The sequence below is a fragment of the Natronosalvus rutilus genome, assembly GCF_024204665.1.
GTDB classification, from domain to species: domain Archaea; phylum Halobacteriota; class Halobacteria; order Halobacteriales; family Natrialbaceae; genus Natronosalvus; species Natronosalvus rutilus.
In genome coordinates this window covers 1106248-1119986 of sequence record NZ_CP100355.1, presented here as the reverse complement: position 1 = coordinate 1119986, position 13739 = coordinate 1106248, and the positions used below count along the sequence as shown (strand labels likewise).

Sequence of the window (13739 nt, the reverse complement as noted above, 5' to 3'; positions counted from 1 at the left end):
CGCCCGCACAAGAACGATCCGGGACGTGGTCGTATAGCGCGGTAACTATATTGAAATGATTAAAAGTTGATGGAAGATGCCTGCTGCATACAGAGGATGAATGTTGCACGAGGCTGGGCTCGATTTGTGAAGAATAGTGGTTGCTCAGTACAGGGAATGGTACTGCTCGATCTCAAATTGCCGATAATACAAGGAGCGGTCTAAGCCGGGAACTTATCCGAATCGAGGGCCTCAACATGTATATGAGCGAACGGGCCGAGGCTTCTGAGACGACGTTCTGGGGGGATACGGATGACACCGAGGCCCTCCAGCACTATCGGACCCTCATCAATACGATCGACGATGGGATCTATCGACTCGACGCCGAAGGCCGCCTCGTCTCGGTCAACGACGTCATCGCCGAGATTGCCGGGTACACGCGTGAGGACCTGCTCGGCGAGCACGTGTCCGTGCTCTTCGGTGGTGACAGTGCGACGATCGAACGTGAGATCGACCGCCTCCGAGCGAACGCCTCCAATCAAAGCGAGTTACTCGAGCTCATCATGGAGACCGCCGAAGGGGAACGGATTCGCTGTGAAGTTCGGGTGAACGTGCTCGACGTAGGTGATACCGCGCAGGGAACAGTCGGAATCGTTCGCGAAATTGGCGAACGCAAACAGACGGACAGGGGAGCCACCGAAGCGACCTTTCGTCGACTGTTCGAGAACGTGCCCGGCAACTATCTTATCGTACAGCCCGGGGACTACGAAATCGTGGCCGTGAGCGATGCATATCTGGACGCGACGATGACCGATCGGGCGGAGATCATGGGGAAGACGTTGTTCGAGATCTTTCCGAACCACCCCGACAATCCGGCTGATGGCGCCGAGAACCTGCGCGAGTCGCTCGAGAGAGTAATAGAGGACGGGGAAGCGGACACCATGCCGGTAACGCACTATCCGATCCCCGACCGCGAGTCCGGTGGCGACGAATTCGAGGAGCGCTGGTGGAATCCGATCAATTCACCAGTATTTGACACGACTGGCGAAATCGACTACATCATCCACAGCGTCGAGGACATCACACCGATCGTCCAGGAACTCCAGGCAGACGGCGAGCAGGAACTGCTACAGGATCCAGACGGGGCGGGTTCACAGCTCGCATCGGACATCGTGCTGCGCGGACAGGAGTTACTACGACAAGCAAAGCGAGAAGCGTACGAACAACTGCACGAGAGCGAAGAACGCTTTCGCGCGTTGGTCACCACCACGTCGGATGTGGTGTTCAGTGCGAACGCAGACTGGAGCGAGATGCACAGTTTAGAGGGGTCTGGATTCCTCGCTGACACCGACGAGCAAGGGCCATCGTGGGTCGAAAAATACGTTCCGCCCGAAGACCAGCCGCGCGTTCAGAAAGCCATTGACGAAGCCATTCGCACGAAACGCAGCATCGAATTGGAACACCGGGTCATTCGTGAAGACGGCACAGTAACCTGGATCTCCTCTCGTGCTACACCGCTCCTGGATGAGAACGGCGAAATCACTCGTTGGCTGGGTGCGGCGAACGACGTAACCGAGCGAGTCGAACGTGAGCGCTATTTCGAGGATGCTAAAGAGCGACTGGAGGCGGCGGCCGAAGCCGGCGCCGTCGGGACATGGGAGTGGCATATTCCTGACGACAATATGGTCACGGGTTCGTCGTTCGCGAAGAAGTTCGGGATTGATCCCGACGCGGCCACTGAGGGCGTATCGCTCGACCAGTTCATCTCGGCCATCCACGACGACGATCGCGAGCGGGTCAAACGGAAGGTCGAGGACGCCATCGAATCGGGGGAAGAGTATGAAGAAGAGTACCGCGTCTGGGACGCCGATGACGAACTCCGGTGGGTAGTTGCGCGCGGTCACGTCGAGTACGACGACGACGGGAATCCAGTAACGTTCCCCGGTGCGCTGACCGATATCACTGAGCGCAAGCAGTTCGAGCGGAAACTCGAGAAATCCAACGAGCGTCTCGAACAGTTCGCCTACGCCGCCTCACACGACCTGCAAGAACCCCTCCGGATGATCACGAGCTATCTTCAGTTGATCGAGCGCCGCTACGCGGATGAACTCGACGAGGACGCTGAGGAGTTCATCGAGTTCGCCATCGACGGTGCCGACCGGATGCGTGACATGATCGAGGGGCTGCTCAAGTATTCACGGGTCGAAACGCGCGGCGATCCCTTCGAGCGGGTTGACCTGGACGCCGTTCTCGCGGACGTCCGCACGGATCTCCAGATGGTGACCGAGGAGAGCGATGCCGTGATCACGGCAGAGTCGCTGCCTTACGTCGAGGGTGACCCAGGGCAGTTACGCCAGGTATTCCAGAACCTGCTTTCTAACGCAATCGAGTACAGCGGCGACGACCCACCACAGGTAGATATTTCCGCTGTGCGGAACGGTTCGGAGGTAATCGTCTCAGTCACCGACGAGGGGATCGGCATCGACCCGGACGACAGAGAGCGTGTCTTCGAGGTGTTCCAGAGCCTGCATGCGCAAGACGAGCACTCGGGAGCGGGAATCGGCCTCGCGCTCTGTAAGCGCATTGTCGAGCGCCACGGTGGCGACATCTGGGTCGAGTCCGAACCGGGCGAAGGTGCGACCTTCTCGTTTACGCTCCCTGTTGCAAGCGGTGACGAGGCGTGAATACACTCAACTGATCGGTTGGGCTGCTCCAGTCCGAGTTCAGCTTTCTGCGAGATACGCTGATTGGTAGGAATCCCAGCGGTCAATAAGCACATTCTATCTACCAGCACGTTCACTACAAATCCGATGAAATCAACTGCCGTGTGAATCGTTCTATGCCACTCTCGGCGGCTGTGGCTAAACTGCAAAAGTGCGCACCGGCTCCTCGGTATCGTTTCGATAGCGGAGAATCCTCAGTACCGACTCTTCCAGTAGAATGGATACCCCTTGACGGCGACGGCTCGTACGAACGCAGGTCCTCGGCCGTGATAGACCATCCCGTTCACCGAGAGGAGAGCATTACCCCCGCCGAGGTCCACAATTCTCGGATGCCACCGGACGTCGTGTTCGATCGGTCGTTGGCCTCGAAGTCCTCGGAGGAGGTTCTTTGCAGCTGCTCTGGCTTCAAGTCCGGCGGAAAAGCCGTCCTTCATCTTCTCCGGGTAATCGACGACGTCACCTGCGGCGTACACGTTGTTGGTGTCGAGACAACGCAGATGCGAATCGACGCGCAGTCCGCACTCGTTTCGTGCGAGGCCAAAGTTCTCGATCACGGGGTTCGGCCGTACCCCACCAGCCCAGACAGTCAAGTCGTTCAGTTCGGTATCGTCACCGTCCAGCACGACGCCGTTTTCAGTCACCTCCATTACCTGTGTCCCCGTTTTGAGTCGGGCTCGCCGTCGTAACTCCCGGTCGGCAATTCTGCTGGCACGCGGAGGGAAGTCGGGGAGCAGACGGCGACTAGACGTTACCAGAGTTACATCAGTATCGGCAACAGACGAGAGCGCCGCAGTGGTCTCAACGCCAACTGGTCCCCCGCCAACGACCACAACGTCACGGATGTTCGGGGAGTTCACTGCGCTTTGTATCTCTCGGGCGTCGGTCCTGATGTCGAATACGTGCCTGCGGTCGTCGATGTTGTATGCCGTCACGCCGCCGACGGCAATCAGGAGGGTGTCGAAATGTAGCGACCCACTCCGGAGGTCGATTCGATTCTCGGTCGCGTCTATACCCTCGACCAGGCCCCGAACGAAGGTCACGTCCTTCTCGCGGAACGTACTTGGAATGTCCAGACGCGCTCGCCGAAGCGGCGTTCCAGTAATCACGTCGTAGAGGAGAAACGAGAACACGTGGTACTCGCGTTCAGAGACGAGGAGTACGTCGGTCTCGTCTGCTCGCTCTAAGTACGCCGCGGCGATCAGTCCTGCGTCCCCACCGCCTATGATGACTGTTCGCTCCATGTTGTCAGTAGTTCTTCATCGTTACTCGCACGGGAGGGATCCAGACAGCGAGATGTTACCAACGAGTACGACGCCATACGTCCGTGACATCCTCCCCGCCGTAAACGGCGGGGCTTCCCACGCCCACCAATGGGCGGTTCGTTGGGAGAGTTACGGTTTCGAGTCCGACGAACTCGTGGAGGTGCCACGCATCCGTTACTCCTATCCCGCACGGGACTCGGAGTTACCTGGTATTTTCTGTCGGTCTGCGTCCCACGGGCTTACTTTTTGATGAGGTAAACACCGAGTCAACTGCCAGTTTGTGGGGCGTCAAGACCCGGCGGGGAAACCGACAGGTTGACATCCGAGTATACGCCTGTGGGGCACCTAAGCCTTCCGAGATGGGCGTTTGCAAGACGAGGACCGCGCCGTATTTCCGCCCTGAAGGACGGGGTTTTGACAGCTGTAATTCAGATAAGCTGGTCAGTAGAACTGTAGATTGTAGATGACTAGAGACCTGCCCGCTTAGATGTGATCAAACTCCCCAGAAGAACGCGATGCCGAGCACGGTTACGACCGAGAGAAGCAACTGTAGGGGTGCGCCGACCCGGAAGTAGTCGGTGAACCGATAGCCGCCCGGACCGTAGACGAACAGGTTCGTCTGGTAGCCGATGGGACCCAGGAAGGTAGTACTGGCGGCAAAGGTGACCGCGAAGACGAACGCGAGCGGATTCGCACCGATGGCCGCTGCCGCGGCCACCGCAACCGGAATCATGAGGACGACGCTTGCGTTGTTGCTGACCAGCTCGGTGATAAGGCCGGTCACGATGTAGAACAACCATAGCACGACGAGCGTAGGGAGGAAGCCCGCGGTTGAGACGACCAAGAAAGCGAGATACGCGGCTGCGCCGGTTTGCTCGAGGGCGATCCCCAGCGGGATGACGCCCGCCAACAGGAAGATGATGTCCCACTCGACGGCGTCGTACAGCTCGTTCGGCTCGAGGACGCCGGTGACGACCATCGCAACAACGCCCGCAAGCGCCGAGAGCAGGATGGGGTAGAGTTCCAGTGCGGCGACGGCGACGACGCCGATCATGATTGCGACGGCGATCGGCGCTTTGTCTGAACGGTACTCGCGCCGGGGTGGTTCCCGAGCGACGATCACGTCGTCGCCTCTGGAGAGGCGATCCAACGTTTCCGGCGGCGCCTGTACGAGGAGCGTATCGCCGACCTCCAGGCGCCGTCCGACGATTCGCTCTGCGACGAGTTCTCCACGGTGACGCAGGCCGAGTACGGCTGCGTTGAACTCCTCGCGGAAGTGCTCGGGATCCAGTCGTTCTCCGACGAGCTGCGAGTCGAGCGAGACGACCAATTCGGTGAGTATGCCCTCTGAGTCGGCTGGCTCGATTTCTGCGGCCGATTGCGGATTGCCGACGAGTTCGACAGCTGCGACGCCCTCGAGCATCGTAATCGCGTCTCGATCCGTGCGGACCACGAGTACGTCGCCCTCCTCGATACGGGTCTCCTGACGGGGGGCGACCAACCGATCCCCACCGTGGACAATCTGGACGACGTCAACCTCGGGACCGAGCAGTTCGGTCGCGTCGGCCACCGTCCCCCCGACGAGCGGCGAGTCAGCGATGATCTCTACGTCGGCGATGTAGTCACCGACCTTGTATTCAGCGACGTAGTCCGCCTGCGGCGGTATGCGCTCGGGTAAGAGATAGTGTCCGACAAAGATCAGGTAGAGGCCCCCGGTGAGGACGACGATCACGCCAAGTTGGGTGAACTCGAACATCGAGAATCGGTGGAGCTCGGGGTAATCGGCCCCGAGACGGGCGCTGATGTCGCTAGCGAGGATGTTCGTGGAGGTCCCGATGAGGGTGAGCATGCCGCCGACCTGCGAAGCGTACGAGAGCGGGATGAGCAGCTTTGATGGAGAGGTATTTCCTCGGTTTGCGATGTCAGTCACGACGGGAACAAGCAATGCAACGACGGGCGTGTTGTTGAGAAACCCGGAAGCCGGGCTTGTGGCGAGGACAGTGACAAACAGCTGTTTCCGAATGCTGTCGCCTGCGAACGCTGCCATCCGATGACCGAGTTCCTGGACGAGTCCAGTACGGGCGATGCCGCCGCTCAGGATGAGCATCGCCAACACCGTGATTGTCGCGTCGTTGGCGAACCCCGAGATGCCGGTGCTCGGATCGACGCCCGTCCATGGCTCCAGCACAGCGAGGACGACGATGAGCAGGATTGCGGTCACATCAATCGGTAACCGCTCGGTGAGAAAGAGCACGAGCGCGAGCACGACGACGCCCAGCACAACGAGGATGTCCGTCGTGAGCTCCGGCTGTACCGTGGGCTCTTGGGCGAGCGGCGCGCAGACGGAACTCAACATGGTACGAGCTACATCGGAGGGTAATGTAATCCTTCTATTATTTTCTCGAACTGTGTGCGAGCGGTGGTGATTTGACGGCGAGCAGGGAACGGTTATGGGATGAACAGGCCCAAAAGCTCGCGCTTTAGCGCGGGTAGGATGTCAACCGCTCCGTTGCATGTCGACCAATTCCACGATGACCTGGAGGTCGACGCCGGTCGCAGATTCCAGGCGGTCGCGCACTCGATCGGCGAAGTCGTCGGGTTCTTGCTCGCCTGGTGGCCGTTCGACGAGCACCGTCACCGACGGTTGGGTACCGGTGTAGACATCGTGGGGTTCGTAGTCGACATCGATCTCGCGGAACTGCAGCTCCGCGAAAGCAGGATCGTCGCTCATCGTTTCCAGTTCGGATTGGATATCGTGTTCGACCGTGGCGGACTGGTAAGTCCCGTAGGTGACGGCGCCGAGAACGACCGAGAGCACGGCAATCGCGACGACGAGAACGACGACGCGTGACCGTAACCGGCCATAGACGCGCTCGATGTTCGCCGTTTGTTGGGGGCGATAGCCAGAGATCCAGAGCAAGATCAGTGCGGTGAGGTTGATCGAGAGTAAGTTGACGAGGACGAGCGTCCCGGCGGTGACGACGACCATGGGGGATCCCCAGGCGATTCCGAGCCCGGCGGTCGCGGCGGGTGGGACGAGTGCGACGGCGATGGCGACGCCGACGAGAACCGAGCCGACATTGCGAGTGAGACTAATGACCCCGGCGACACCAGAGCCGAGTGCGAGAAAGAGCGCAAGAGCGTTGGGGGTGATCCGCTCTCTGACCTGGGGAATCGTCGTGATGTCGAGCCCAGGCGGGAGCAGTACCGTCCCTCTAAGCAGCCAGCCGACCAATGCTGCTGTCACGATCGCAGCCGCGAGTCCACCCACCTGAAGGACGACACCGCGAGTAGCGAGTTCGTCCTCGTCGACAACGACACCGACGCTCGCCGCGAGCGCCGGCCCCATCAACGGAGCAACGACCATCGCACCGATGATCGTCGCGGCGGAATCGAGCAACAGCCCGGCGGTCGAGATGATCGTACTCACGACAAGCAAGATGACGTACGTCGAAGTGGCGGGCGCGAGGTCTTCCGCACGCGCCTGTAGTTCCTCCCGCGAGATCCTGGTCGCGCCAAACCTCCCGGTGAGTTCGGTCGTTCGGTTCGAGACAATCGTTTCTGCGGCCGTGACAACGATGTACGAGTCCTCAGCGAGACCGGCGGATCGAAACGACGAGAGGAGTGGTTCGACGGCGGCCGGCGGTACGGGGATCGAGACCACCGCCTCAAATTCTCCGCGGCTCGTTTCCTCGGAGACGGCATAGTCAACGCCCGTCCTATCCGCCGTCTCGAGGACGAGTTCTCTATCTCCCTGTGGCACGAAAACTTGCACGAGACGCATATCGGAACCACACCGAAGATCGGGATAGGTTGTTGCCACAGAGGGGAGACTGTCAGCGTCGAATGATATTGCAAACAGTTCAATTCGGGTGCTGTATAAAAAAAGAGGCTATGATGAAAACGCGTCCTTTGACATCCACCCACGACTTCAGTCGTGGGATTCCTTCCGTGGGACAGCAGGCCGTTCCTGTGTCCCCGGAAGCGGAATTCCCATCGAGATGGTGGTACTCTGGTTTGTGCGCGTATGCGTCAGGCCTCAGATGAGACGTAGTGTGCTTGGTATCTGCTTGCACCGCACGGGACGTGCCATCGCCCTTCCTCCCTATCGGGAGAGCAAGCCGTTCGCAGCGCAGGGTTGCTTTTTGTTGATGGAGACCCCCAATCCAACTCCAGTTTTCGCCGCGAGTCCGACTTACTCAAATGTAAGCTATCAGAATACTTAATTTTCGTGGTTTGTGTCTCGGGTTGTCGGATTCATCCCCCGACTAAAGTCGTGGGCTTTCTCCTTGACTCTCTGTAACTCGTATGCCTAAACTGACAGCATCTCGGTAGTTCGCCCAGACCATGCAAGCTGTGAAGTGCGAATGCAGCACGCGATGAAAGGTCAACGCACTCGGTGGGCCCGACGCATTTCGCCGCGACGAACTCGAGGCGTTCCTCCGCGACGGCCCTGGAAGGAGATTCAACGAGTGAGCGGGGAACATCGACCTGACCGACGACGAACTACGACTCGCGCTCGAGGCGGACCTCCTCGAGCAACTCGTTTCTACTGGGACGGCGACGCGAGCGCCGTGGACTACTCAGCTTCGTCAGTGTCGGCCGAGCGGCGCAAAGCCCTCGACATCGACCACGAGACGGCCTCGGGCGAACCGTCGCCGAGATGCTGGACGACGGCTACGTCGAACGGGGCGACGAGGGGCCCGACGTCGAAGGAGGGTTCGAGACGTAGGGTCTCGAGGCGATGCTCGATGCGTGGAGCGCAGGGCGGGTCTCGAGGCCTGGTCCGGACGGGACTACCCGAACAGCTCCCCGAGCCCTTCGCCCGACACGTCTTCGTCCTCATCTTCGGGCTCTTCTTCTTCGGGTTCCTCGTCCGCCTCCTCCTCCGGTTCTTCTGTCTCGGCGGTAGCGGCGGCGGACGCCGGCGCGCCAACGGCCGCCTCGGCAACGGCTTCCGCGACGTCCACGTCCTCGAGCGCGGCGACGAGCGCCTTGACGCGAGACTCCTCGACGTCGACGCCGGCGGCCTCCAGAACGTCGGTCACGCTCTCTTCGGAAATCTCTCGATCGGCTTCGTGCAGAATGAGAGCTGCGTATATGTATTCCATGGTGATCACCTCTGTGTTCGAGACCCGACGTGACAGGGGTGCTCCCGGTGAGTGGCGTCACGGAGTCTCGAGTTCAACCGACCTACGTTAACGACCCACATAGCCACTCCGTTGATCACGGAACGTGAAAGACACGTTATCGGACACTGCGTCCGTGCTGAAGGGCACGAGAGGATCGTCGCTCGATCCGACGAGCTACCCTTCGAAACTGCTGACGTGTTCGGGTTTGATCGAGATGATGACGCGTTCGGACTGAATCGGGTTCGGATACTCGTCCTCGCCCATGTATCGCTGGGCCAGTTCGTTGATGTGCTCGCGCGCACCGTCCGTCGTGACCTCGTCGACTTCGCCCGTCACCGACAGCATCCGATAGGGGTTGTCCGGGTCGGTCATGCTGATCGCGATCCGCGAGTCGTTTCGAGCGTTCTTCGTCTTGCGTCGGTCGCGTTCAGTGTTCACCAGCAGGCGATCCGCGTCGGCGTCGTAGTCGACCCACACCGGCGTAACGTGGGGCGCCCCGTCCGGGAGCAGGGTGGCGACGTGGGCGAACGTTTGCTTCTCGAACATGTCGTGGAAGTCGGTCGGTATCGATGCCATAGAAGGCGTTCGACAGCCCGGCACTAAGAGGGCGTCCCCGCTTACGCAAATCCGCGGCGGGCAAACGGTCGGAGTAGCTACTCGGCCACCGCTCGAGTCGGTCACTCGAGGCGCGCCTGCTCGACCAGTTCCACGGGATGGGGTGGGCGCTCCATCTCGTCATCGTCTTCGCCCTCGCCTGCGAGCACCTGGACGAGTTGACTCCGACAGGAGGTGCCGGTGGCCGTCACGCGGTCGCCTGGACTCGCCTCGACCTGGTCGGCGAGCAGGTTCCCGATGGCCACCGACAGATCGTAGTGCTCGGCCTCGTAGCCGAACGACCCGGCCATCCCGCAGCACGTCGAGTCCAGCGGGTCGACGGCGTAGCCGGCCCGACGAAGGACGCCCACGGCGTGGTGGTCGGTCCCCTGCGCCTTCTGGTTGCAGTGGCCATGGTAGGTCAGCGACTCGCCTGGTGCGTCGAACTCGAGTTCCCGATCGAGGCCCGCCCGTTCGACGTACTCGAGGACGCCGAACGCCGCGCTCGAGACGGCCTCGAGCGCCCGCGAGTCGACGTTCGCACCGTCGGCGAGCAGGTCGCGGTACTCGTCCTGGAACATCACGGCGTCGGAGGGCTCGACGAAGACGACCGACCAGCCGCGGTCGGCGTAGGGAGCCAGCGCGCGGACGTTGCGTTTCGCCCGGTTTCGGGCCTCCTCGAGCAGCCCCATCGAGTAGGCCGCCCGGCCGCTGGGGGCGAGGTCGGTCGGAACGCGAACGTGAACGCCGGCGGCCTCGAGCAGGCGAACCGCGGCTTTCCCGGGGCCAGGTTCACTGTAAGTTGTGAAGGTGTCGGAGAAGAGGACGACGGCGGCCTCGGCGTCGGATTCCGGAACGGCGGGACCGCCGCGTTCGTCCCACCAGTCGTGGAACGTCTCCCGTTCGAACGATGGTAGATGACGGTCGCGGGCGATTCCCAGGGTTCGCTCCATCACGGGTCGAACGCCAGGCAAGTCGGGGACGCGGTTCGAGACGGGCGCGACGGCGCTCGCGAGGGCCGCCAGCCGGTCGATGTTCGTGAACAGCTTCGTCCGCAGGCTCGCGCCCTGATCCTGGTGGTACTGGTGTTTGACCGCCGCCTTGAGCTTCGCCAGGTCGACGCCCGTCGGGCAGTCGCTCGAGCAGCCCTTACAGCCGACACAGAGGTCGAGTACCTCGGACTGGAACCGTTCGGAGTACAGTTCCTCCGGGGGAAGTTCGCCGGAGATGGCTGCCCGGAGCAGGTTCGCCCGCCCGCGCGTCGTCTGAATCTCCTCGCCGGAGGCGCGATAGGTCGGGCACATCACGTCGCTATCGGTCTGGCGGCAGGTACCACAGCCGTTACACAGTTCGACGAGGTGAGCGAAGCCGCCCTCGTCGTCGAACGAGAGCGTCGACCGTGGCTCGATCGAGCGGTAGGCGGGCCCGTACCGCAGGTTCTCACGCATGTCGGCGCCGACGCCTCGCTCGGTATCCGGGCCGACGTCGTTAGGGCCGTCGCGGTAGACGACGTTGCCGGGGTGGAGGCGCCATTCAGGGTCGAAGGCCGTCTTCGTCTCTTTGAACGCCGCCCACAGGTCCTCGCCGTACATCTTGGGCGTGAACGCCGTCCGGGCCTTCCCGTCGCCGTGTTCCCCGGAGAAGGCGCCGTCGTGCTCGAGCACGAGATCGGTCACGTCCTCGGTGATGGCCTGCATCGTCTCGACGCCGTCCTCCTCCTTGAGGTTCAGGATGGGGCGAATGTGGAGGGTACCGGCGCCCGCGTGGGCGAAGTACGCCGCCGAGGTGCCGTGGTCTCGCAGGATCTCCTCGAACCGCCGGACGTAGGTGGCCAGTTCGGCCGGCGGCACGGAGGCGTCCTCGATGAACGGGTAGGGCTTGGGGTCGCCGTCCATGCTCATAAGGAGCGGGATCGCCGCCTTTCGGAGCTTCCAGAGGTCGCCCTGGGCGTCGTCGGTGTAGGCCTCGACGGCGTCGAAGGCGTCGCCGTCGTCGACGAACTCCGCCGTCGTTTTTGCGATGGCGTCCTCGAAGTCCTCGACTATCTCTGAGTCGAACTCGAGCATGAGCGCCGCAGCAGCCTCCTCGGGGAGGGCCTCGGCGTAGGTCGCGTAGCCCTCCGACTCCCGAGCGAGGCGGAACACCTCGTCGTCCATCAACTCGACGGCGCTGACGGCGTGGGCGAGCGCGCGGGGAACGGCGGCGAGGGCGTCGATCAGGTCCGAAAACGAGTACACGACTAGCGCCGTCTCCTCGGGCACGGTCACGAGCGAGAGGGTCGCCTCGACGACGATTCCAAGGGTACCTTCGGCGCCCACCAGCAGTTTCGAGAGGTTGATCGCTCGCTCGCCGTCGTCGGTCTCGTAGATCACCTTCTGAAGGTTGTAGCCGCTGACCGACCGTTTGAGGTCGGGGTAGCGCGCCTCGATTTCGGCCTCGTGGTCCTCGACCACGCCGCGAACCGTCTCGTAGATGCGGGCTTCCCGGTCGTCCTTCGCGACGATTTCGTCCCACTCGGGCCCGTCCAGGACGACTTCCCGCGCGTGGAGCAGCGAGCCGTCGGCGAGGACGACCTCGCACTCCTCGACGTAGGCGTCGGTGATCCCGTAACGAACCGAGTGCGCCCCCGTCGAGTTGTTGCCGATGCCGCCGCCGATCGTCGCCCGGTTCGAAGAGGCCGGATCGGGCGCGAACTTCAGGCCGTGGGGCTCGAGACGGGCGTCGAGGTGATCCTGCACGACCCCGGGCTGGACGACTGCCCGCCGGCCGTCGGGGTCGACCTCGAGCACGTCATCCATGTGCGTGGTGAAATCGAGGACGAGGCAGCCCGGACCGACGGCCTGGCCGGCCAGCGACGACCCGGCTCCGCGGGGGAGGATCGGCACGTCGAACTCGGCAGCCGTTTCGACGGCCGCACGCACGTCGTCGACGTCAGTCGGGTGGGCGACGCCGGCCGGCCGGGCCTGGTAGATGCTCCCGTCGGTGGCGTAGAGCAACTGCGCGTACTCGTCGAAGGCGACCTCGCCCTCGAGGCGCGTCTCGAGCGCCTGGGCGAGAGCGGCGTACTCCTCGACGGGTGGGCGGTCCCCGCCGGTCGACTCGAGGTGCGATCCGACGTCGCCTGCCACAGGTGGAACGTCCTCAACTGCCATGCCCCCTCGTACACGGAGGGCGGTCAAATATGCTGTGCCAGTGAGTCTCTCACGAAGGACCCACAGCGGGTCGGCACCGACAACTTCCGGATCGACCAGCAGACATACGTCGCTCGCCTCGAGAGTCCTCCGTATGCGACTCGCGAGACTATCGACCCCTGACGGGCCCGTCTCGGGCCAGCTCGAGGTCGGGACCGCAACCCCTGAAGACGGCTACGACGGCGCCGTCCTCCGCGCCGACGACGGCACCTACGAGGTCGGTCGGGACGGCCGCCTCCTCCCGCCGTGTGACCCCTCGACGCTCTACTGCGTCGGGAGAAACTACGCCGAGACGCTCGAGCAGATGAATTACGAGCGCCCGGACGAACCGGACTTCTTCATCAAGCCTCCCGCTTCCGTGCTCGGACACGGGCAGCCCATCCCTTACCCGGAGTTCACCGACGAACTGACCTACGCGGGCGAGCTAGCGGCAGTGATCGACCGACGCTGTCGGGACCTCGAGCCCGAACAGGTCCCCGAGGTCGTCCGCGGCTACACGATCATGAACGACGTCGACGCCCTCGACCAGCAGGGTCGAACCGCCCGCAAAGCCTTCGACGGGTCGGCACCGCTGGGCCCGTGGCTCGTTACCGACGTTGACCCGACGCGCCTCGAGATGCGGACGGACGTCGCCGGAGAGCGTCGCCAGGAGGCGAGCACCGAGTTGATGCTGTTCGATCCCTTCGAAGTTGTCGCCTTCCTCTCCGAGCGATTCACCCTCCGTCCAGGCGACGTGGTCGCCTTCGGCAGCCCGGCGAATCCGGGGGTGCTCGAACCGGGCGATACCGTCGAGATTACCTACGATGGCGTCGGAACGCTGCGTAACACGGTTGAGAACTAGCCGAATTCGGACGGCCA

The 13739-nt window shown here is 62.4% G+C and carries 8 protein-coding genes; 2 read left to right on the top strand and 6 right to left on the bottom strand.

Annotation, left to right across the window (positions count from 1 at the left end; translation table 11 throughout):
- Positions 1-242 precede the first annotated feature (242 nt).
- Complete coding sequence (locus NGM29_RS05470) at positions 243-2663, top strand: PAS domain-containing sensor histidine kinase (RefSeq protein WP_254159427.1); 2421 nt, start codon at positions 243-245, stop codon at positions 2661-2663.
- Between the two features lie 233 nt (positions 2664-2896).
- On the opposite strand, the gene NGM29_RS05465 is transcribed toward NGM29_RS05470, so the two are convergent.
- The 6 genes from NGM29_RS05465 to NGM29_RS05440 all read right to left on the bottom strand — a co-directional run bounded on the left by NGM29_RS05465 (position 2897) and on the right by NGM29_RS05440 (position 12842).
- Positions 2897-3943, bottom strand: a complete 1047-nt coding sequence (locus tag NGM29_RS05465) for an NAD(P)/FAD-dependent oxidoreductase (RefSeq protein WP_254159426.1) — start codon at positions 3941-3943, stop codon at positions 2897-2899.
- A gap of 514 nt (positions 3944-4457) precedes the next feature.
- Complete coding sequence (locus NGM29_RS05460) at positions 4458-6320, bottom strand: SLC13 family permease (protein WP_254159425.1); 1863 nt, start codon at positions 6318-6320, stop codon at positions 4458-4460.
- A 141-nt stretch (positions 6321-6461) separates the two neighbouring features.
- Positions 6462-7748 (bottom strand): TIGR00341 family protein, encoded by a 1287-nt coding sequence (locus tag NGM29_RS05455; protein ID WP_254159424.1) that lies wholly within the window; start codon positions 7746-7748, stop codon positions 6462-6464.
- Between the two features lie 1012 nt (positions 7749-8760).
- Complete coding sequence (gene rpl12p / locus NGM29_RS05450) at positions 8761-9075, bottom strand: 50S ribosomal protein P1 (RefSeq protein ID WP_254159423.1); 315 nt, start codon at positions 9073-9075, stop codon at positions 8761-8763.
- A gap of 195 nt (positions 9076-9270) precedes the next feature.
- Positions 9271-9672 (bottom strand): PPOX class F420-dependent oxidoreductase, encoded by a 402-nt coding sequence (locus tag NGM29_RS05445; RefSeq protein ID WP_254159422.1) that lies wholly within the window; start codon positions 9670-9672, stop codon positions 9271-9273.
- Positions 9673-9773: 101 nt separating this feature from the next.
- On the bottom strand, positions 9774-12842 hold the full coding sequence (locus NGM29_RS05440) for an FAD-binding and (Fe-S)-binding domain-containing protein (RefSeq protein ID WP_254159421.1): 3069 nt from the start codon (positions 12840-12842) through the stop codon (positions 9774-9776).
- A 133-nt stretch (positions 12843-12975) separates the two neighbouring features.
- Here NGM29_RS05440 and NGM29_RS05435 point away from each other — a divergent pair, with 133 nt between their 5' ends.
- Positions 12976-13722 (top strand): fumarylacetoacetate hydrolase family protein, encoded by a 747-nt coding sequence (locus NGM29_RS05435; protein ID WP_254159420.1) that lies wholly within the window; start codon positions 12976-12978, stop codon positions 13720-13722.
- Positions 13723-13739: the final 17 nt, after the last annotated feature.